This is a genomic window from Bradyrhizobium sp. CIAT3101 (genome assembly GCF_029714945.1).
In the GTDB taxonomy this organism is placed as follows: Bacteria; Pseudomonadota; Alphaproteobacteria; order Rhizobiales; family Xanthobacteraceae; genus Bradyrhizobium.
Map to the genome: position 1 here is coordinate 4,950,319 of NZ_CP121634.1, position 20,919 is coordinate 4,971,237.

The following is a 20,919-nucleotide window of genomic DNA, read 5'->3' on the forward strand; positions in this document are numbered from 1 at the left end:
TTTCCGGAAAATTAACCATGACCGGCCCAGATTGCTGCGGCAATTAGGCCGTAAGGAACCGTTCCGACCGGCGCGGGAGTGCCGATGTCGAAAAGTTCTGCCCAATTCTCGCAGTACCCCCAGCATCATCCCCACGACCACGGACGTGCCTTCCATCGCCGTCCTGCCGCCGCTGCGGCAGCCGCCGCGATTCCCCTGCCCGATGCCGATGACGCCTACACCATCGTGCATCACGGCAAGCAGGTTCGCCTCGGGCCTGTCGTGTTCTGGATCGTGGTCGGCACCGTCGTGCTGCTCGGCCTGTGGTCGGCGGCGACCGCCACCTATTTCGCTTTCCGCGACGACGTTCTGACCCGGCTGATCGCCCGCCAGGCCGAGATGCAATACGCCTATGAGGATCGCATCGCCGAGTTGCGCGCCAAGGTCGACCGCACCACCAGCCGGCAATTGCTCGACCAGGAGCAGTTCGACCAGAAGCTCGACCAGATCATGAAGCGCCAGACGGCGCTGGAGTCCCGGGCGACGGCGCTGGGGGCCATGCCCGACGTCACCGGATCGATTCCCCGTTCGACGCCGCAGCGTGGTGACGCGAACCAGACGACGCAAGGCACGCCAAAGCCGTCGCCGATCAGCGACACCGTGATCTTCGTGGCGCCGCCCGACCGCGAAGCGCGGCTCGAATCGCGTGCGCCGGCCGCGATCGCCCCGCCGGTCAATCAATTCGCCAAGAACCAGGGCTTTGACAACGTCCTGGTCCGGCTGACGACCTCGCTCGATCAGGTCGAGCGCCGCCAGGTTGCCGCGCTCAGCGCCGTCGAGGAAGGCATGGATTCGCGGATGCGGCGGTTGCGCGGCGTGGTCAGCGATCTCGGCCTGAACATGGCCACTCTCGAGGCGGCGGTGCCGCGCGCCGCGATGGGCGGCCCGTTCGTGCCGGTCAAGCTCACGGCCAATGCGGGCCCGTTCGAGAAGCAGCTCTATCGCATCAGCACCACCCGCGCCGAGATGGACCGGCTCAACCGCACGCTGGCGCAGGTGCCCTATCGCAAGCCTGTCGTCGGCGAGGTCGAATTCACCTCCGGCTTCGGCGTGCGCAGCGATCCCTTCCTCGGCCGGCCCGCGATGCATACCGGACTCGATTTCCGTGCCGCGACCGGCGATCCCGCGCGCGTCACCGCCAACGGCAAGGTGGTCTCGGCCGGCTGGTCCGGTGGTTATGGCCGCATGGTCGAGGTCGATCACGGCAACGGGCTCTCGACCCGCTACGGCCATCTCTCCGAGATCAACGTCAAGGTCGGCGAGATCGTGAAGATCGGCCAGGTCATCGGCCTGGTCGGCTCGACGGGACGTTCAACGGGGCCGCATCTGCACTACGAAACCCGCATCGATGGCGAAGCCGTCGACCCGCAGAAGTTTTTGCGCGCCGGCGTACGGCTCAGCGCGGGCTAAGTCTGTCGGCCCCCCGCCGCGCCGATAGGCCTCGAACCGAGAAATCACAGCATTCACGAGCAATCCGTGCGATCTGCCCGGCCAACGGATCGACGATGTCCGTACGCGTCACGGCAAAATACCTGATCTGCGGGATGGGCGGCGACGTTCTGATCGTACGCAATAGACCGATCTCGATCTCATGCCGGAAATACTGCTCGGTCAGAAAGGTGATGCCGAGCCCGGCCACGGCCAGCGCCGAGAGCACGCTGAGACTGTTGCACTTGACGACGCGATTGAGCTTGATGCCGCTCGCGCCCAGCCAATCCAGGACGAGCTTCTGCAAGCCTGATCCTTCTCCCTGGGTGAGGATCGGATATTGCGCGATCTCCTCGAGCGCGGCCTCGTTGGACTTCGGCCCGACGCCAGGTGCCGACATCCATTGCAACGTGACGCTGTCGAGCGGCAGTGCGTTGAAATCGGCGCTGGCCGGCGGATCAAGACCAATGACAAGATCCAGGCGGCGATCGGCGAGCTTGTCGAGAAGCACGACACTGGATTCGACTTCGGGCTCCGGAATGACCGCCGGATAGGCCTCCTTCATGGCCACGATCAGTTTCGGGAGCCAGGTCAGCGCCACGAGCTCGGTGACACCGAACCGGAAGGCACCGCTGAAAGCCAGCGGCCCTGCTGCGACCTGGCGCATTCGCGCCTCGAGCTGCAACAGCTCAGCCGCGAGCTCGATCAGATTTTCGCCGCTGCGCGTCAGGCTGATCGTTCGACTGTTGCGATCGAACAGCGTGCTCCCGATCGCAGCTTCCAACTCGGCGATGCGCTTGGAAATGGTCGATTGCGCCAGGTTGAGCCGCTCCGCGGCGTCAACCACCCCGCCCAATTCGGCAATCCAGTAGAAGGCTTCGACCTGCTTCAGTGTCAGGCTCACCATGGCTTCGCCCCCATCAATCGAAAAAAGTGATCAAATACGTAGAAAAATATTCACTTTTCTTCAAGTCAACCGCAGGGCAGGCTTCACGCGAAATCTGCGCTCCGGCGCACAGCCCATCGGTTTTGCCCCATGCTCCTGCCCGGCCATCGACTGCTTCCCTCGCCGCCCTCGGTCCCGCCTGCAATCATCGCCGACTTTGCCACGGCACAGGTCGCGATCGTGTCCGACAACATGAACCGGCTGTACGGCACGCGCGCGCTCCGCCCGTTCCATGGCAACGCCCGGCTGATCGGTACGGCGATCACCGTCAAGACGCGGGCCGGCGACAATTTCATGCTGCACAAGGCGTATGAGCTGCTCCGGCCGGGCGACGTGCTCGTGGTCGATGGTGGTGGCGATCTCAACCAGGCCCTGGTCGGCGAGATCATGATGACGCGCGCCAAGGCGATGGGAGTCGCCGGCTTCGTCATCGACGGCGCCATCCGCGATGTCGCCGCGTTCGCCGAGTCTGGCTTTCCCTGCTTCGCGCGCGGTGTCACGCATCGCGGTCCGTACAAATCGGGCCCCGGAGAGATCAACGTGCCGGTCTCGATCGACGGCATGGTGGTGATGCCGGGCGACGTCATTCTCGGCGATGAGGATGGTGTCGTGGCCTTCGAGCGATCCGTTGCCCCGGAGCTGCTCGACCGGGTCAGACAGCAGGAAGTGCGCGAGGCCGGCGCGTTGGCCGCCATCCGCGAGGGCCGTCTCGACAATTCCTACATCGGCACCGGAAACTCTCCTGCCCAAGGGGCAACGTCATGAGCAGCACTAGCGCCATCGCCCTCGCCCCGAGGGTTCAACGCATCAAGCCGTCACCGAGCATGGTCGCGCGGGAACGAGTCCGGCAGCTCCACGCGGAGGGCCGTGACGTCATCGATCTCACCGCCGGCGAGCCTGATCTGGATACGCCGAAGCATATCCGTGACGCGGCTACAGCCGCGCTCGAAGCGGGAGAGACGCGCTACACACCGGTCAACGGAACGCCGGCACTGCGCAAGGCGATCATCGCAAAGCTCGCCCGCGAAAACGGCGTCCACTATGCCATGAACGAGATCTCCGTTGGCGGCGGCGCCAAGCAGGTCATCTACAACGCACTCGCCGCCACGCTCGGAGCCGGCGATGAAGTGATTATCCCCGCCCCCTATTGGGTCTCGTACCCCGACATGGTCGAGGCTTGCGACGGCACACCGGTGATCGTGAGCTGCGGCGAGAACGCACGCTTCAAGCTGTCGGCCGAGGCTCTCGAGAAAGCAATCACGCCACGGACGCGCTGGCTCATCCTGAATTCCCCGTGCAATCCCACCGGTGCGTTCTATTCCGCCGCCGAGTTGACCGCGCTGACCGAAGTGCTGCTGCGCCACCCTCAAGTCGCGGTCATGACCGACGACATTTACGAGCACATCCGCTTCGATGGCGGGGCAACTCCATGCATCGTTGCCGCTGAGCCTCGGCTAAGGACACGGTCCCTGTTGGTCAACGGCGTCTCCAAGACCTATGCCATGACTGGCTTCCGGCTCGGCTACGGCGCGGGACCCGCAGAGCTCATCTCGGCCATGAACACGATCCAGTCGCAGTCGACGTCCTGCACGTCGGCGATCAGCCAGGCAGCGGCGACCGCCGCACTGGACGGCGATCAAGGCTTCGTCGCGGAGGCTCGCGAGATGTATCGCCGTCGCCGCGATCGTGCGGTCGCCATGCTCAACGACATTCCCGGCCTCTCTTGCCTTCCGCCCGACGGCGCCTTCTACGTGTTTCCATCTTGCGCCGGCCTGATCGGGAAAACCACGCCCGAGGGCAAGGTCCTGAAGACGGATCTGGATGTCGTGATGCACTTCCTCGATGCCGCCGGCGTCGCCGTGATCGATGGAACGGCCTACGGCATGCCATCCTACCTGCGAATGTCGATCGCGACCTCGTTGCCCAAGATCGAGGAAGCCTGCACGCGGCTCGCGCGAACCTGTGCGGCCTTGCGCTAACCGCCGAAGGACGAAGGAGAGAGCCATGAGATTATCAAAGGTCGCCGCCGCCGGACTCCTGATCCTCACAGGCGTTGTCAGCGCGGCAAAGGCAGACGAGCTCGCGGACGTGAAGAGCCGCGGCAAGCTGGTCTGTGGGACGCTCGGCACGGCCGAGCCGTTCAGCTTCCAGGACCCGAAGACGCGGGAGATCGTCGGATACGACGTCGACATGTGCCGCAAGGTCGCAGAGTCGCTCGTGTCGCGCTCGAGCTCAAGCCGATGGCCGTCGAGGCCCGCATCCCCGAGCTGTTGCAGGGTCGGGTCGACATCCTCGCCGCCAATCTCGGCTGGACCAAGGAACGCGCGCAACAGATCGACTACAGCTATTCGTACTTCGTCAGCGAGCAGAAGGTTCTCGTGTCCGCCGATTCCGGCATCGCCACCCTCGAGCAATTATCGGGCAAGCGGGTCAGCGCGCTCAAGGGATCGTCTTCGGAACAGGGCGTCAGGCGTGTCATACCGACGGCAGAGACCGTGACCTTTCAGGATTCATCCTCGGCGTTCCTCGCGGTCGTTCAGGGAAAGGTCGACGGCTTTTGCGCTTCCGAGTTGATCCTGGTGAAGCTCCGTAAACAGGCGCAGGCATCCGCCCCGATGTCGATCGTCGAAAAGTCGGTCTTCGTCGAACCGTGGGGACTCGGCGTCCGCAAGGGTGAGGCCGCCTTCAAGGACCAGGTCAACAAGGTGCTGACCGAGCTGGATGCGTCCGGAGAGGCCGGCAAGATTTTTGCAAAATGGTTCGGCCCGGATACCGTCTATGGAATGAAGCTCGATTTCAAGATCGAGGAGATCAAGGGCTGACCCCCTCGCCACCGCGCGAAACCGAACATCGGGAGTGCATGATTTAACGATGGGCTATGTCTTCGACCCGGCCGCGGTCCTGACCGGCCAATATCTGGACTGGTTCATCTGGGGACTGGCGACGACGATCGCGCTGACCGTGGCTGCCTGGCTGCTCGGAATGACGATCGGGATCATCCTGACGCTGGTCCGCATGCTTCCGTTCAGGCCGCTCGAATGGCTGGTCGCTGGTTACGTCGAATATCATCGCAACGTTCCGCTGCTGGTTCAGATCCTGGTCTGGTATTTCGGCGTCCCGCAACTGTTGCCTCGCGCCATCCGCATGTGGGTCAATAGCCACCACAGCGAGTTCCTCCTCGCGATGGTGGCCCTGGGCCTCGCCAGCGCTGCCTATATCACTGAGGATTTGCGCAGCGGTATTCGCTCGATCCCGAAGACACAGTACGAAGCGGCACGCTCGATCGGGTTCAACTACCTCCAGGCGATGAGCTACGTGATCCTGCCGCAGGCGCTGCGCATTGTGATCCCGCCTCTGATCAACCAGACCCTGCTTCTGTTCAAGAACACCAGCCTCGCCATGGCGATCGGCGTCGGCGAACTGACCTATCGCACGCGTGAGGTCGACAGCTACACGTTCAAGACGTTCGAAGCGTTTGCGGTCGCGACCATTCTTTATCTTGCGATTTCCTTCGCCATCATGGCGCTCGGCAGCTTCGCCGACCGGCGCCTGAAACTCGAGATCCGCTGATGCTGAAGATCCTCGAGGACAACTGGCTTCTATTTCTGATCGGGCAATATCCGCACGGCCCCGTCGGTGGCCTCGCCATGACGCTATTCCTCGCGATGGCTGGTCTATCTCTCAGCTTTCCCGTCGCAATTGCGCTCGCGCTGGCGCGTCTCAGTACGCGTCGTTGGCTTCGCGGACCGGCCACCGCCGTGGTTTACGTCGTGCGCGGCCTGCCGCTGATCATGTTCATCTTCTGGACCTATTTCGCGCTGCCGCTGTTGACCGGACATACGGTCGGAGGCGTCGAGACGCTGCTCTTCGCGCTTGTCGTCTACGAGGCGAGCTACCTGTCGGAGATCATCCGGGCCGGGATTGAAGGCCTGCCGAAAGGCCAGGCTGAGGCGGCAAAGGCGCTTGGCCTCGGCTACTTTCCGACCACCTTCAAGGTCATCCTGCCGCAAGTCCTGCACAACATGATGCCAAGCCTCGTCAGCCAGTTCGTCTCCACGATCAAGGAGACCTCGCTCGGCTATGTCATCAGCGCCAACGAGGTGACCTTTGCGGCGAGCCAGGTGAACAATCAGCTCATGACCCAACCGTTCGAGGTATATGGCTTGCTGGCGCTGACCTATTTCACACTGTGCTTCACCCTGACATCGGCAGCGCGCTGGCTAGAACGCCGGCTGGCCGCCGAGCGCGGTGGGCTCGGCGTTCAGCCGGCGTGAGGGCTGTCATGATCCGCTTCGAGGCCGTCGAAAAATGGTTTGGCCGGCACCAGGTGCTAGCCGGCGTGACGGGCGAGGTGAAACGCGGCGAGGTCGTCACGCTGCTTGGGTCATCGGGCTCCGGCAAATCGACGCTCATCCGCGCGGTGACGCGCCTGGAAGCCATTCAAGGTGGACAAGTGCTATTCGAGGGTGTGGACGTCGCCGGGCGTGGCGTCGATATCAACCGTTTGCGCCAGCGCGTCGGCTTCGTATTCCAGGCGTTCAACCTGTTTCCACATCTCACTGTGCTCGGCAACATCACGCTGGGGCTGGAGCGTCTCCGAAACATGCGCAAGGCGGCGGCCAGAGAACGCGCCATGACTGAGCTCGACCGCGTCGGGCTGGTCGACAAGGCTGACGCCTTGCCCTCGCGCCTGTCCGGCGGGCAGCGGCAACGCGTCGCGATCGCACGCGCACTCGCGATGGATCCGGACGTCATGCTGTTCGACGAGCCCACCAGCGCGCTCGATCCGGAAATGGTCAACGAGGTGCTGCGGGTGATGAGGACGCTGGCGCAGAATGGCATGACGATGGTCGTCGTCACGCACGAGATCGGCTTTGCGCGCGAAGTCGCGGACACCGTCTGGTTTCTGGACAAGGGCCAGATCGTCGAAAGCGGTCCACCGGCCGATGTCCTCGATGCTCCCCGTCACGACCGGCTGCGCGCGTTCCTCTCCAGAGCGCGTTAAGGCGCTCCTCCCTAGCGCCGACCGCCGCCGCCCATCCCGCCTCCGGGACTTCCGAAGCCGCCACCACCCATTCCGCCGCCGGGGCCCATCGGGCCTCCACCGGGCGTGCCAAAACCACCGGGGCCTGAGGGGCCGCCTGCTCCCGACGGCGCCGAGCCAGGATTGCCAGCGGGACCGGATCCAGGCGCAGTCGACCCACCGGGCGGGCTGTTACCCGGGCTCGGGGCGCCGCGATCCGGATGCATGATCGAACCGCCGGGCGACCGGCCGGGATTGTTGCCGCCGGGCTGAGGCGCGCCGGGTCCCGGGCCGATCGCTTGCGTCGACTCCACCTGAAGCCCGCGCGAGCGATCGAACACGCCATTGACCACCATGCGCGCTTCGCCCGCCGCCGGCCCGAAGCGTGAGCTGTCGCGGGCCACCAAGCCGGAGCCGAGTTGCAGGCTGGAGCCTGCGCGCTGCACATAGGCCTCGATCGAGAGCCGGCTCGCGCCGACGAGATCCGAGAAATCGTCGATGCGCGTGCGCGCGGCCTGCATCGCGCCCTGGCGCGCGCTGCCCTCGATCTGGACGCGCTGGCCGACCAGCAAGGGATCGACGCCGGCGAGCTTCAGCCCGCCAATATGCAATCCGTTGGGTCCGCGCTCGACCAGCCCCGTGACGCGCTCAGTTGCGTCCTTCCGCGGCTCGACCAGGCTTGCAACGATCACGCCGTCGGTCCGGCGCAGGCCGTAGACGGCGACCTGGGTGCCGGCGCGAAGCTTGCTCTCCTTGCTGCCGGCGACGATCTTCTGACCCAACACCGTCAGCTCATTGCCCTTGACCTGCTCGATCGGCCCGGAGACCTCGCTCGCGATCGCGATGTTGCGGGTGACGAGCGTACCGTCGGCCTGCCGCGTCGCGACCACGCGGGCAAGCTGGCCGATGCGCAAGCTGCTCGGGCTCGCCGCCTCGCCATCGATACGCACCGGCACGTCGCTCGCATAGGTGACGCGCTCGCCATTGACGTAGATGCTGCCGAAACGCTGGATCACGCCGACGATACCGGTGCCGCCGATGCCGTGATCGTCACCGCGCGTGATTCCGGTGCCGCCGATGCCCTGGTCCGTGCCGCGCTTGACCTGCGCGCGCGCGATAGCCGTTCCGGCGAGCCAGAATCCGGTCAGCAGCAGTCGGCGGGAGATCAGCGGCGGCCGGCTCATCAGGAGCTGCCCTCCTTGCCGTTCTCCTTGCCACCGTCCTTGTTGGCGTCCTTGGTTTCGCCCTCCTCATCGGCGTCTTCGCTGTAGATGTAGATGCCGAAATTCCAGCGCGCGTCGCCGCCCTTGTCCTTGGCAAGCGCGCGATTGGCCTCGCGATTGGCGGTCTTCAGCGCATCCATCGCAAGCTCGCGCGAGCGCGCCTCGAGACGCCTCGCAAGCTTCGGCGAGATGTTGTTGTAATGCACCGCGCGTTCGAGGAAGCGCGGCGCCGGCCCCGACACGTTCTCGGCGGCGGCTGCGATATGGTCGTGCAGATTGCGGCCGAGATAGTGCCATTTGCTGTCGTCCGCGCCACTCGGGACGAAAGCCGCCTCCACCAGCTCGATCTCGTCGGCCGCGTTGATGGTGACGAGCTGACGGTCGACCCATTCGTCGAGCACCGCGCGCGGGCGCACATCCTTGGTGACGGAGGCGACGAGCTGCTCGAAGGACGGCGCGTCGCCCTCGGCCGTGCGCGGCAATGCCAGCGGCTCGCCGCGCGCATCGGTGAATTCAGGCGCGGCGAGCCAGCGCGCGATCACCGCGCTCGTCAGAGACAGCGCCGCCGGCGTCTCATGCACCGGTGCGCCGGCGCCGCGCAGCCGCGCCACCTCCTTGCGGTGGATGCCGGTGAGCAGGCTAACGCGGCTGTCGGTCTGCTCTTTGCCCTCGAGCGCGAAATCATGCTCGGCAACGTTGACGAAGAGCTCGCGGAGCAGCTGCGCCAGGGCCGGAAAGGTCATGCCGCTGCGGATACAGAGCCGCACGAGCGGGCGCAGCAGCCGCGCCAGCGGCGCGTGCAGCTTTGCGGCGGCATTCGGCTCTGGCGCCGCCGCTTTGGGCCCGGACTTGGCATTCATGTCTGAATTGTACCCGTGACATACGTGGGACACAATCCCACATTTTCCCATTTTGCGATTGACGTGGTAAATTTTCCCACATATACGAAACGCCACTGAGGGCGCGACGTAAAGGGACAGACACCCATGGCTGACCGCTTGGTCTGCAATTCCAGTTCACTGCGTGCCGTGCCGTTTCCCGAGCGGAGCCGTACGGCTGCAATCGAGCCGATCCTGCCGGCGCTGCTGCGCGGCGTGATCTTCATCTTGGTGCTATCCGCACCGTTCGTCGCAGCACTGCTCGCCGGCTGACACCACCATGCATCACACCAGCTCTCCCCCGCGCCGTCCGTCGGTGCTGCACATCTTCAAGATCTACTATCCCGACCTGTTCGGCGGCACGCTCACGGTGATCCGTGACATCTGCGCCAGCCTGAAGGACACCTTCGCCTCCGCCGTGCTGACCTGCTCGCAATCGGCCGACCGGCGCGAGATCGTCGTCAACGACGTTCCGGTCGAGCGCGTCCGCTCGTTCGGCAATGTGATGTCGCTGCCGGCCGCGCCCGCCTATCCCTGGCGGCTGTGGCAGAAGATCGCGGAGCACGATCTGCTGGCGCTGCATGCGCCCTTCCCGCTCGCCGACCTCGTCTTCGCCCTCGGCTTCGGCCGCAACCGGCCGCTGGTGGTGCACTGGCACGCCGACATCGTCACCCATTCGGGCCTGCGCTGGCTCATCGAGCCGCTGATGCGACGGACGCTGCGCCGCGCCAAGGCAATCATCGTCTCCGACGGCGTTCTGATCGAAGAGACGCCGCTGCTGCGGGAATTCGAGGACAAGTGCCATGTCGTGCCGTTCGGCATCGACACCAGCGTCTATGACTGGCCGAAGATCGAGCCACACCATGTCAACGATCGCGGCCGCCTCGTGCTCGCCTGCGGCCGTCTCGTGCCCTACAAGGGCTACGACGTGCTGATCCGCGCCGCCGTCAATCGCAAGTTCGAGGCCTGGATCATCGGCGAAGGTGCCGAGCGGCCCCGGCTCGAGCAGCTGATCAGCGAGCTTGGTGTCGGCGACCGCGTTCGCCTGCTCGGCTCTGTCACTGATTCCGAGCGCATCAAGCTGATGTGCCTTGCCGACGTCTTCGTGATGCCGTCCGTGACCAATGCCGAGACCTTCGGCCTCTCCCAGCTCGAAGCCATGGCCGCCGGCCGCCCCGTGGTGAACACGGCGCTCGACACCGCGGTGCCGCGCGTCGCCCGTCACGGCATGGAGGGAATCACGGTGCCGCCGGGCGACGCCGAGAAACTCGGTGAAGCCATCGACGCTCTGATCAGCGATCCCGAGCGCCGCCGCCGCCTGGGGCTTTCGGCCCGGGCCCGCGCCGTCAGCCGCTATTCCGCCACCGCCTTCAAGGAAGGCATGGAATCCGTCTACCGCAACGCCGTCACCGCTCCCTCCAATGAGATCGTCCCCGTCGCCGAGGCGCCGCAGCCAACGGGCTGGCTTGATAGCCTGCGAATTGCAGCAGCGCTGGCCTGGTCCGACATGCGCCACCGCTATGTACGCTCGCTGCTCGGTCCGTTCTGGATGTCGCTACAGATGGCGATCGTGGTCGCGGTGCTCGGCTCGGTGATCGGCCAGATGTCGAACGCCGACATGCTGGCGCGGCTGCCGATGCTGGCCCTGTCGATGACGGCCTGGACCTTCCTCAACAGCGTGGTGCTCGATTCGACCACGGCGCTGCAGAACTCCGCGAGCCTGATCCGCGACCGGGCGCTGCCGCCGGTGATCTTCCTTCTGCAATGCACGTTCCGCCAGGGCCTGTTCGCCCTGCATAATGCCTGCGTCCCGCTCCTGCTCTGGCTGCTGCTCACGCCGCACGATCTCTCCGGCGCGCTCGCGGCGCTCCCGGGCCTGTCGCTGTTCGTGATCTGCACCTTCGGCCTGAGCCTCGTGCTCGGCGCGCTGGCGACGCGGTATCGCGACCTCAAGCCGATCATCGAATCGACGCTGATGCTCGCCTTCCTCGCTTCGCCCGTGATCTGGTCTTCGGACATCATCAATCACCGTTCGACCGTGATGCGGCTCAATCCGCTGACCCATCTGTTCGCGGTGTGGCGCGAGCCGCTTGTGGGCGGCCATGTCGATGCGACCAGCATCATCTATGTCCTGGTCGCGTTGGCGCTGCTGCTCTCTGCCAGCGTGCTGACGCTGGTCCATTTGCGCAAAGCCGCCTTCTGGATCTGACCGATGGCCTCGATCAGCCTGCACGATGTCTGTCTCGATTATCCCCTCTACGGCGCCTACGACTTCTCACTGAAGCGGCGTCTGCTCGGTCACCTCATCCGCGAGAAGGGCGAGATGCGGATCATCCGTGCCGTCGACAATGTCACGATCGAGGCCGAGGCCGGCGCGCGCATCGGGCTTGCCGGTCCCAACGGCTCGGGCAAGTCGACGCTGCTGCGGTTGATCGCCGGGGTCTATCCGCCGAGCAGCGGGCGCGTCGCGGTCAAAGGTAATGTCGTGCCCTTGCTCGGCCTCAATGCCGGTGTGAACCTCGACTTCGTCGCCGAGGACAACATCGCGCTGTTGCTGCGGATCAGCGGCCGCAAGCCGACCCGCGCCGTGATCGACGAGATCTGGGCCTTCACCGAGCTCGAAGAGCGCATGCAGCGGCTGCCGTTGCGGATGTTCTCCTCGGGCATGCTGATGCGCGTCCTGTTCGCGACCGCGACCGCCTTTCCGGCCGACATCCTCCTGCTCGACGAATGGCTGAGCGTGGTCGACGAGCACTTTGCCGAGAAGGCCGAGCAGCGGCTGCAGAATTTGGTCTCGCAGGCCGCGATCGTGATCATCGCCTCGCACGACCAGCCGCTGCTGCGGCGCACCTGCACCAGCATCATCAACCTCGACCACGGCCGTATCGCCTCGACCATCACGGTCGAGCCGCCGTCGCCCCTGTCTTTCGAGCTCCGCGAGAAACGCGCATGAAGCAGAATATCCTTGTCGTCTCCGAGGCGCTCGGCGAACCCAACCACAAGCGCGGCATCTTTCATTTCACCCGCGAATTGATGCGCTCGCTGGCCGCCGAGGGCCACGAGCTCACCCTGCTGGTCGAGACCACCCGGCGTTACCGCAAGCTGCGCCGGCGCGAGCGGCGCACGAGATTGTTCCCCACGCAGTCGCGCAACATCGAGTTGCTCTCGCTCTATCGCTTCCTCGACGAGGTCAACATGGCCGAGCCGCTGGCGCGCAACGGCCTGCGGCGCACGCTCGACTGGCTGCGCCACAAGGTCACCATGTCGGTGTCATGGGACTATACTCTCTGCTTCCTGCGCGCGATCGGCCTGCGCGGCCTGCACGCGCGGCTGATCGAGAACAAGACCTCGGCTCTCGAATATATCCCGCCGGATCTGCGTCACCTCGAACTGTTCCGCGACTTCCATCTCGAGCCCGGATTCTACAGCTATCAGGACTCCTCGGCCTTCTTGTTGCTGCCGCCGCCGCGGATCGACGCGCGCGACTATGACGTCATCGTCATCGACACGCCGACACGGGTCTCGGTGAAGCGCAGACCGGATGCCAAGGTGATCTGCGTCGTGCACGATCTGCTGCCGCTCACCGATCTCAAGCTCAGCGACGTCGCGACGCGGCTTTTCCTGTCGCGGCTGCTCACCAGCCTGCGTCAGGCCGACGAGCTCGCCTTCGTTTCAAACTATAGCATGATGCGGTTCAGGGAGCTGTTACCGCAATTTGCGCACCTGCCGGCGCGGGTCGTGTATCCCCGCACCCGGTTCGACGCCCCGGATGTCCTGCACCTCCCAGCCCCGTCGGGGCGTCCGGGGCGGCCGAGCTTTGTCGTCATCGTCTCGAACGAGCCGCGCAAGAACGTCGCGACCGTCATTCGCGCGTTCCGCAGCATCCCCCAGGCCGACCTGGTGGTGATCGGCCTGGCCGGCCAGATCAGCAAGATGCGCAATCTTCCGCCAAACATTCGTTTCGCCGGCTATGTCGACGAGCAGGAGAAGGCTGCCCTGATCGCGGAGGCGCACGGCCTGATCATGCCGAGTTTCGCCGAAGGTTTTGGCGTCCCGATCATCGAGTCGCTCGCTGCCAATACGCCCGTGCTCTGCTCCGACATCGCCGTGTTCCGCGAAGTCGCGGGCGAGCTCGCCGACTATTTCGATCCGTTCGCGACCGAGTCGATCGTGGCCTCCGTCACCCGCGTGCTGGCGCGGCAGGAGGAATGTCGTGGCCGAATCCGGGCGCGCCGCTCCGAGCTTGCCGAACGCTTCGGCTACCAGACCCAGGCCCGCGATTTCCTCGGGCAATATCTGGCCCCGGAACGCCCCGTCGCGGCGCAACGGGCATGACCGCCCAATCGGTGGCGTACGGGGGTCACGCCACCGCCCGCACCGCGCGCGGCTCGGCTGCATGGACCCAGGCCGCCGATGGGCTCGCTGCATTGATCGCGGCGTCGCTGCCGTGGTCGACCACGGCGCCTTCAATCTTCGTCGGTCTGTGGCTGCTCGCGGTGACGCCCACCATCGACTGGCGGGACTATGCCCGCAGGCTTGCGCAGCCTGCCTACGCCCTGCCCTTCATCATCCTGCTGCTCGCGCTTCTGGGGATGCTGTGGTCGGACGGCGCCTGGACCGACCGGCTGCACGCGTTCAAGCCGGTTGCAAAGCTCGTGCTGATTCCGCCGCTGCTCTATCATTTCAGCCGATCGGAGCGCGGCTTCCATGTTTGCGCAGCCTTTCTCGCCTCCTGCGCACTGCTTGCGATGTTCTCCTGGGTCGTGTTGCTCGATCCCGCCTTGAAGCTGACCGCGACGGCGTCGGCCGGTGTTCCCGTCAAGAACTACATCGACCAGAGCCAGGAGTTCACGTTGTGCGCCTTCGCGCTCGCGCTGCCGGCGCTGAGCTTCTGGCGCAGCGGAAGCATACTGGCGACGGCCGCGTGCCTTGCGCTGATCCTGCTGTTTCTGACCAACATGGTGTTCGTCGCCTCCGCCCGCACGGCACTGCTTTGTGTCGCGGTCCTGCTGGTGCTGTTCGCCTGGCGGCATCTGAGCCGGCGCGCGGCATTGTGGCTGCTCACGGGCGCAGTGGCCGCAAGCGCGCTAGCCTGGGCAGCATCGCCCTATCTGCGCCAGCGCATTTCCGACATTGCCTTGGAATATCAGCACGGGCACGAGGACATCAGCCACGCCTCGACCGCGCAGCGCCTGACCTATTGGCGCAAATCGGTCGCCTCCTACGCCGAGGCGCCGCTGTTTGGCCACGGCACCGGGTCGATCAAGCGCCAGTTCGAGCGCGCAGCCTCAGGCGAGAGCAGCCTTGATTCCGAGGTCGTCAGCAACCCGCACAACCAGACCCTGCACGTCGCGGTGCAGTGGGGACTGCTGGGCGTCATCCTGCTCTACGCCCTGTGGATCGCCCATCTGCGCCTGTTCACGGGCGAAGGTCTTGCCGCCTGGATCGGCCTCGTTATCGTCGTGCAAAACATCACGAGCTCGCTTCTCAACTCGCATCTCGCCGATTTTCACGAGGGCTGGATCTATGTGCTCGGCGTCGGCGTCACCGGCGGAATGGTCCTGAAGGCGAAAGCCAGAACTTCCATTCCGTTCGAATCGGAACGGAAGTTCTAGACTCCTTGACGCGTTTCTTGACGCGAACCGGTGCCCACTTCGCTGGAAAACGCTCCATTAGCCAGCCCCGACTACTGGCTGCGCTCGTGGCCGACCTCGCCGGTGATGACATCGCCGAACATCTCCCAGGCCTGCCCGTTGAAGCGCATCAGCTGCATCTGCTCGATCGGGAAATAGTCGTCGGCCGACGTGTTGACCATGATGCCGGGCAGCATCAGGTCGGTGTGGAAATTCTTCAGGCTTGCGGCCTGCTTCATGACGTTGTCGCGCGTGAGATTGTCGCCGCACTGCTTCAGGACCTGTAGCATCGCCTCGGCCTGCACGTAGCCGTAGACGTTGTTGGCATTGGCCTTGTCGCCGTCCGGATAGTACTTGTCCATGAATTCGCGCCATTTCACGACCGCGGGATCCTTGTCCCAGGTCGGATCTGTCGGCTCCTTCAGATAGATGGTCGAGATGATGTCCTTGGAATAGTCGAGGCCGGCCGGTTTCAAGACCGAGGCGACCGAGGTCGCGGTGTTGGCTAGGAAGAATTTTGGTTTCCAGCCGAGTTCGCCGACCTTCCGGATCGCCTGCGCCGACCCCTTCGGCGCGGCCCATGAGAAGAAGATGTCGGCACCGGAATCATGCAAGGCGACGATCTGCGAGTCGATCGAGGGATCGCTGACCTCGTAGGATTTGTCGGCGATGATCATGTTGGCCTTGTCGCCGAGCCCGTCCTTCAGGCCCTTGAACTGGTCCTTGCCGGCGTCGTCGTTCTGCCAGAACACGGCGATCTTGCCGTTCGGGAAATTGTCGCGGATGTACTTTGCGTAGATCCGCCCCTCGCTCTGGTAATTCGGCTGAAAGCCCATGGTCCACGGAAAGTTCTTGGGATCGCCGAACTTGGTGCCGCCGGAGGCGACGAACAGCTGCGGCACCTTCTTGGCGTTCATGTATTTCATGATGGCCGAGTTCGAGGGCGTGCCGAGCGCCTGGAAGATCAGCAGCACCTCATCGCTCTCGACCAGCTTGCGCGCCTGCTCGATCGCCTTCGGCGGCGAATAAGCATCGTCATAGCTGATGAAGTTGATCTTGCGGCCGTTGATGCCGCCCTGATCGTTGATCATCCGAAAGAACGCGGCCTCGGTCTTGCCGATCACGCCATAGGACGACGCCGGTCCACTGTAAGGCATGATGTTGCCGATCTTGATTTCGGTGTCGCTGGCGCCGGGATCGTATTTCTTCTGCGCCGAGGCCGGCGTCGTGACGAGCACTCCGGCAGCAAGCATGGCGAGGGCAGCAAGGTTTTCGCGACGACCCGGCATCGTTCTCTCCCCTATGTTTTGTCGTTCTTATTGTGAGGGAGTGTCGCAAGCAGCCTTGCCGCTGGCAAGCGGCGGATTTTCCGTGCGATGAAACGATGCCAATACTGCAGATGCGGAACTGCAACCGATCGAGTGCGGCAGCGCACCGAACGCATCGACAAGCCCGTCGTGAGGGCGTGAGTGCCGATGGAAAGCCCTCGCCTCACGAGCAAGGCTCGTTAGATTTCGATCAGAATTTTTCCGACCGTCCTTCCGCTCTCCTGGGCTTCGTGAGCCTCGGAAATCCGTTCGAGCGGCAGTTTCATCGCAATCCCGGGATTGTAGGCTCCCGACGCCACGCAGGCCGAGACCTCGTCAATCGCCTGTTGGAATGCCGATTGTGGGATCGAATAGAAGAACACAAACCGAAACGCGTAGCCGCCGAACATCGTCGCAAGGAACGGCAGGGACAGCTTGGCTTGCGGGTTCTCGGTAGCGTAGGCCGTGACCACGCCGCTCGGCGCCAGACAGGCGATGTCGATTTCGATATTCGATGCAAGATCGACATCGACGATGCGGTCAACGCCGCTGCCCGTGCTGCGTTTGACGGCTTCGGACACATTCTCTTCGTGCCGGTTGATGATGAGATCGGCCCCAGCCGCTGCAGCGACCTTTGCCTGCTCTTCGCGGCTGACCGTTGCGCTAACCCAAGCTCCGGCCCACTTGGCGAGCAGGATCGCCGCCGTTCCGACTGCTCCAGCCCCACCTTGAACCAGCACACGCTTGCCACGCAAGTCGCCGTCCGCAAACAAGCAGCGGTGCGCCGTAACCGCCGGAATTCCCAGGCACGCGCCCGTTTCAAAAGGCACGTTGACCGGCAGGGGCACTGCGTGTGCGGAAGGTACGACAACGTAGTCAGCGGACGACCCGAATGCCTTTCCGGTTTGCGCCTTGTAGAGCCACACCCTCTCGCCGATGCGCTTCTCGGAAACGCCAAATCCAACCTTGTCGATCGTACCTGCGCCATCCTGATGCGGCACGATACGGGGAAACGGCATCGGCATTCCGGCAAAGCCCATACGGGTCTTGATATCGGAAGGATTGAGTCCCGATACAGCGACCTTCACCCGCACCTCTCCCGGCTGCGGTTCCGGATCGGGAAGAGCATCGACGTGCAAGACGCTTCGGGCAGGCCCCTGACGATCAAAAAACGCAGCTTTCATTGCAATCTCGCCTCATGAGTTCATTTCGGAAAACTATGAACTACAGACGCATTATTGCAAGTAGGCAATAATTCTGCCTATAAGGGTAAAAAGTAGCCTATTGGAGTTTTCGCTGTGAAAAGCGCCTATAATTGTTCGGTCGAAGTCACCGTCGATGTCGCAGGCGGCAAGTGGAAGCCGATCGTCATTTATCACCTTCTGAACGGCCCGCAGCGCTTTGGCGAACTCAGGCGGATGGTAGGCAATCCCGCTCAGCGCTCGATCACTCTTCAGCTTAGACAGCTCGAGCAGGATGGAATCATCGAACGCAAGGTCTTTGCGGAGGTCCCGCCTCGCGTCGAATATTCGCTGACCGAGTTCGGGAAGACCCTCGCTCCCGTTCTCAAAGCCATGAAGGAATGGGGCGACACCTTCATGGCCAAAGCGAAGAACTCATCAAAACGGAAAAGCACTTTGGCAACTGGTGAATGATCGACGCAGGCTTGGCTGTGATTTCCTCGCCGCGACATCATGTTCATCTGGCCGATATCGGCATGAAGCGTACGCGTCCGTCGATCACGAGCAGCGCGCTGCCGATGACGACGGCGCCGGCGATCTCGCGCGCGGAAATCGGCTCACCCAGCACCAGCCATCCCAGCAGGATCGCGGTGACGGGAATGAGCAGCGTCACCAGCATGACGTTGCTCGCGCCCGAGCGTCGTATGATCTGAAAGAATACGATGTAGGCGAGCGCTGTCGAGAGCGCGGCGAGACCGAGGACCGCAAGCCAGGTCAACACGCCCGGTATCGGCAGCCGCCACGGCTGCTCCGCCGCGCCGGCGACGACAGCCATCATCACCGTCGACGCCATCAGCTGAAACGTGGCCGTTCCCAGTGGTGGCGAGTCCTTCAGGAGCCGCCGCGCGGCGAGCGCCGCAAAGCCATAGCTGAGCGCGCCGCCGAGACAGAGGAGGATGCCAAACCCCTGCGCCGTGCGCGTCTCGATGCCCCATCCGCGCAGGATGACCACGCCGGCGAGCCCAAGCGCCACGCCGGCGACCCGCCGCGCCTGCAATGCCTCTTCACCCGCGGCGGCCATCACCAGTACCGTGAACAGCGGCGTGGTGGCATTGAGGATGGAGGCGAGCCCGCTCGGAATGAAGGTTTGGCCGATCACGATCAGCGAGAACGGAATGACGTTGTTGAGCAAGCCGATCGCAAAGAACGGCTTCCAGCCCCTGACGCCCTTCGGGAAGCTGATCCCCTGCATGCGAAGCAGCGGGAGCAGCATGGCTGCGCCAAGCGCGACGCGGAGCAGCACGAGTGTCAGCGGCGGCAATTCCCGCAACGCCGCACCATTGAAGAAGAATGACCCGCCCCAGAGGATCGAGAGGACGGCGAGCAGCGACCAGTCTCGCGCATCGATCCTGATATCGTTCGGCGGCATGGGTTTCATCTCGGCGGTCGACCTAGTTCAAGCCAACGGATAATGCCACCCGATTTCCGACAAGACGCGGCTCACAAGCGCGAACGAGCGTCGCCCGCGATATCTGCAACCACCGCCCCGATCACCAGCGCACCGCCAATCAGCGCATGCACGGCGGGGACCTCGCCAAACCCCACCCAGATCCAGAACGCCATCAATGGCGTCTCCAGCGTGGCGATCAGGGAGGCCTGCCCTGACGGCAGCAGGCGCGAGCCGAGCATGTAGAAGGTCAGGCCGAGCGCGACCTGGAGGCAGCCGAACATCGCGAGGATCGCGAGGCCGCCGACATGGGCGATATCGTGCGCGAATGGCAGGCTGACGATGCTGCCGATGAAGTTCGACAGTGCTGCCGCCGCGACCATCGACGTCTCGCGATGGCGCCGGACGACGACCGTCATGGCCGAGATCGCAAGCACCATCAGGCAGCTCAGGGCCACGCCGCCGATATCGGCGCCCGCCCTGATGCCGCCGACCGTGATGACGACGCCGGAAAAGGCGACGAGGCTCGCGATCAGGGTGCGCCACGTCGCGGATTCGCCAAGCCACAGCCATGCCAGTGCAGCCGCAACGAACGGCTGGGTCGCGATCAGCACCGCGACATTCATGACATCAGTCATCTGCAGCGCGGGGATGAACGAGATCATGCCGACAGCGGACAGCGAGGCGACGAGCAAGCCCCCGCGTCCGGGCACCACCAATTGCCGTAGCGCGCCCGGCCCCTGCATCAGGACGAGAAGGACCGTGATCAGGCTGCCGCCAAACAGGCCGCGCCAGAACAGGATGGTCCAGGGATCAAACGGCAGCAGTCGCGTGAAGAACGGCGCCGTGCTCCAGGCAATTGCCGCTGCGGCGACAAGGGCAATGCCGAGACCGCGCTCCGATCGAGGCTGCCCCATGTCGAAATTCCCAGTTAGGACGGCTTCTTCGGCCGCGACACCAGCTCGATCATCTTGCCTTCGTCGTCATTGGGCATCGCGGCCTTGGCTAGCGCGTATGCATCGACCGCGGCACGCGAGACCAGCGGCTTGTCGGCCAGCAGGCTCTCGGCGAGTTTCACGGCGTAGGCGGCATCCTTGTGCCGCAGCGCGGCCGTGAAGGTCGCGCCGCTGAAATCGCGGGCGACCATGCGCTTGGAGTGGCGCTGCACCTGCGGACTGGCGGCGACGCCGGCCTGGATCGACTCCAGCACCAGATTCATCTCGAGCCCGGCCTGCTCGGCGATCGCGAGGCCCTCGGCAAGGCCAGCGATCTGGATCGCGCCCATGAGATTGTTGATGAGCTTGTAGACCGTGCCGGAGCCGACAGCACCGAAATGCCGGATGGTCGAGCCGATCGGTTCGAGGAACGGGCGCGCGCGCTCGAGGTCGGCCGCATCGGCGCCGGCCAGCAGCGTCAGCTTTCCGCTTGCTGCCGCATCCGGCAATCCCGTCACGGGGCAGTCGATATAGATCAGCCCGCGCGCATTGAGCTCGCGGCCCATCTCGCGCGCATGGTCATAGGAAACGGTGGAGCACTCGATCGCTATGGTGCCGGCCTTTGCCGTCTTGGCTGCCCCGTTCGGTCCGAGCCAGACCGCGCGCGAGGCTTCGTCGTCGGCGACCATGGTCACCACGGCATCGGCGTCGATCGCGGCATCCTCGGGCGAGGTCGCCCAATGCGCACCACGCGCGATCAGGTCTTCCGCTTTTGCCTTGCTGCGATTCCACAGCGCCACCGTAAAGCCGGCATCGAGATAGCGGCCGGCCATGCCATGGCCCATCCGCCCCAACCCGATGAAGGCAACACGGGGCATG

The 20,919-nt window shown here is 64.3% G+C and carries 21 protein-coding genes; 13 read left to right on the forward strand and 8 right to left on the reverse strand.

Annotation, left to right across the window (positions count from 1 at the left end):
- Window positions 1–84 precede the first annotated feature (84 nt).
- Window positions 85–1,449, forward strand: a complete 1,365-nt coding sequence (locus QA645_RS23455) for a peptidoglycan DD-metalloendopeptidase family protein (RefSeq protein ID WP_254131213.1) — start codon at window positions 85–87, stop codon at window positions 1,447–1,449.
- Here QA645_RS23455 and QA645_RS23460 read toward each other — a convergent pair.
- Window positions 1,436–2,374: a LysR family transcriptional regulator gene (locus tag QA645_RS23460; RefSeq protein WP_283044097.1), complete on the reverse strand. Its 939-nt coding sequence runs from the start codon at window positions 2,372–2,374 to the stop codon at window positions 1,436–1,438. The genes QA645_RS23455 and QA645_RS23460 overlap by 14 nt on opposite strands.
- A gap of 129 nt (window positions 2,375–2,503) precedes the next feature.
- On the opposite strand from QA645_RS23460, the gene QA645_RS23465 reads away from it, so the two are divergent.
- From QA645_RS23465 to QA645_RS23490, 6 genes are all read left to right on the forward strand, one after another.
- A complete protein-coding gene (locus QA645_RS23465; protein ID WP_283044098.1) occupies window positions 2,504–3,178 on the forward strand; it encodes an RraA family protein in 675 nt (224 codons plus the stop codon).
- Entirely contained in the window at window positions 3,175–4,392 is a 1,218-nt protein-coding gene (locus QA645_RS23470) for an aspartate transaminase (protein ID WP_283044099.1), read from the forward strand. Before QA645_RS23465 ends, QA645_RS23470 begins: the two co-directional genes overlap by 4 nt.
- Window positions 4,393–4,653: 261 nt before the next feature.
- Complete coding sequence (locus QA645_RS23475; protein WP_349253135.1) at window positions 4,654–5,235, forward strand: transporter substrate-binding domain-containing protein; 582 nt, start codon at window positions 4,654–4,656, stop codon at window positions 5,233–5,235.
- 49 nt (window positions 5,236–5,284) lie between these two features.
- Window positions 5,285–5,983, forward strand: a complete 699-nt coding sequence (locus QA645_RS23480) for an amino acid ABC transporter permease (protein WP_148748853.1) — start codon at window positions 5,285–5,287, stop codon at window positions 5,981–5,983.
- Window positions 5,983–6,687: an amino acid ABC transporter permease gene (locus QA645_RS23485; protein ID WP_254131207.1), complete on the forward strand. Its 705-nt coding sequence runs from the start codon at window positions 5,983–5,985 to the stop codon at window positions 6,685–6,687. Before QA645_RS23480 ends, QA645_RS23485 begins: the two co-directional genes overlap by 1 nt.
- 8 nt (window positions 6,688–6,695) lie before the next feature.
- The gene (locus QA645_RS23490) at window positions 6,696–7,418 is read left to right on the forward strand and encodes an amino acid ABC transporter ATP-binding protein (protein WP_283044100.1); all 723 of its coding nucleotides are present in this window, start codon (window positions 6,696–6,698) and stop codon (window positions 7,416–7,418) included.
- Between the two features lie 11 nt (window positions 7,419–7,429).
- Here the strand turns inward: QA645_RS23490 and QA645_RS23495 are convergent, their stop codons facing one another.
- Together QA645_RS23495 and QA645_RS23500 are read right to left on the reverse strand one after the other, a co-directional pair.
- Window positions 7,430–8,620, reverse strand: coding sequence for a DUF5666 domain-containing protein (locus tag QA645_RS23495; protein WP_283044101.1), 1,191 nt, complete (start codon window positions 8,618–8,620; stop codon window positions 7,430–7,432).
- Window positions 8,620–9,519: a DUF6502 family protein gene (locus tag QA645_RS23500; RefSeq protein WP_283044102.1), complete on the reverse strand. Its 900-nt coding sequence runs from the start codon at window positions 9,517–9,519 to the stop codon at window positions 8,620–8,622. The genes QA645_RS23495 and QA645_RS23500 overlap by 1 nt, the downstream gene beginning before the upstream one ends.
- A 126-nt stretch (window positions 9,520–9,645) precedes the next feature.
- On the opposite strand from QA645_RS23500, the gene QA645_RS23505 reads away from it, so the two are divergent.
- From QA645_RS23505 to QA645_RS23525, 5 genes are read left to right on the forward strand one after another with little or no spacing between them, the layout of a single operon-like run.
- Entirely contained in the window at window positions 9,646–9,810 is a 165-nt protein-coding gene (locus QA645_RS23505; protein WP_254131203.1) for a hypothetical protein, read from the forward strand.
- A gap of 7 nt (window positions 9,811–9,817) precedes the next feature.
- The gene (locus tag QA645_RS23510) at window positions 9,818–11,746 is read left to right on the forward strand and encodes a glycosyltransferase (RefSeq protein ID WP_283044103.1); all 1,929 of its coding nucleotides are present in this window, start codon (window positions 9,818–9,820) and stop codon (window positions 11,744–11,746) included.
- A 3-nt stretch (window positions 11,747–11,749) separates the two neighbouring features.
- The gene (locus tag QA645_RS23515; protein WP_283044104.1) at window positions 11,750–12,490 is read left to right on the forward strand and encodes an ABC transporter ATP-binding protein; all 741 of its coding nucleotides are present in this window, start codon (window positions 11,750–11,752) and stop codon (window positions 12,488–12,490) included.
- A complete protein-coding gene (locus QA645_RS23520) occupies window positions 12,487–13,872 on the forward strand; it encodes a glycosyltransferase family 1 protein (protein ID WP_283044105.1) in 1,386 nt (461 codons plus the stop codon). The genes QA645_RS23515 and QA645_RS23520 overlap by 4 nt, the downstream gene beginning before the upstream one ends.
- Window positions 13,869–15,152, forward strand: coding sequence for an O-antigen ligase family protein (locus QA645_RS23525; RefSeq protein ID WP_283044106.1), 1,284 nt, complete (start codon window positions 13,869–13,871; stop codon window positions 15,150–15,152). The genes QA645_RS23520 and QA645_RS23525 overlap by 4 nt, the downstream gene beginning before the upstream one ends.
- A gap of 71 nt (window positions 15,153–15,223) precedes the next feature.
- On the opposite strand, the gene QA645_RS23530 is transcribed toward QA645_RS23525, so the two are convergent.
- On the reverse strand, window positions 15,224–16,459 hold the full coding sequence (locus QA645_RS23530) for an ABC transporter substrate-binding protein (protein WP_283044107.1): 1,236 nt from the start codon (window positions 16,457–16,459) through the stop codon (window positions 15,224–15,226).
- A 218-nt stretch (window positions 16,460–16,677) separates the two neighbouring features.
- The gene (locus tag QA645_RS23535; protein WP_283044108.1) at window positions 16,678–17,661 is read right to left on the reverse strand and encodes an NADPH:quinone reductase; all 984 of its coding nucleotides are present in this window, start codon (window positions 17,659–17,661) and stop codon (window positions 16,678–16,680) included.
- Window positions 17,662–17,775: 114 nt separating this feature from the next.
- On the opposite strand from QA645_RS23535, the gene QA645_RS23540 reads away from it, so the two are divergent.
- Window positions 17,776–18,132, forward strand: a complete 357-nt coding sequence (locus QA645_RS23540) for a helix-turn-helix domain-containing protein (protein ID WP_283044109.1) — start codon at window positions 17,776–17,778, stop codon at window positions 18,130–18,132.
- Between the two features lie 43 nt (window positions 18,133–18,175).
- On the opposite strand, the gene QA645_RS23545 is transcribed toward QA645_RS23540, so the two are convergent.
- The 3 genes from QA645_RS23545 to QA645_RS23555 all read right to left on the reverse strand — a co-directional run bounded on the left by QA645_RS23545 (window position 18,176) and on the right by QA645_RS23555 (window position 20,918).
- The gene (locus tag QA645_RS23545; RefSeq protein WP_283044110.1) at window positions 18,176–19,087 is read right to left on the reverse strand and encodes a DMT family transporter; all 912 of its coding nucleotides are present in this window, start codon (window positions 19,085–19,087) and stop codon (window positions 18,176–18,178) included.
- A gap of 71 nt (window positions 19,088–19,158) precedes the next feature.
- Window positions 19,159–20,022 carry a DMT family transporter gene (locus QA645_RS23550; protein WP_283044111.1) on the reverse strand — a complete coding sequence of 288 codons (864 nt, stop codon included), beginning with the start codon at window positions 20,020–20,022 and terminating at the stop codon, window positions 19,159–19,161.
- 14 nt (window positions 20,023–20,036) lie between these two features.
- Window positions 20,037–20,918: an NAD(P)-dependent oxidoreductase gene (locus QA645_RS23555; protein ID WP_283044112.1), complete on the reverse strand. Its 882-nt coding sequence runs from the start codon at window positions 20,916–20,918 to the stop codon at window positions 20,037–20,039.
- Window position 20,919: the final 1 nt, after the last annotated feature.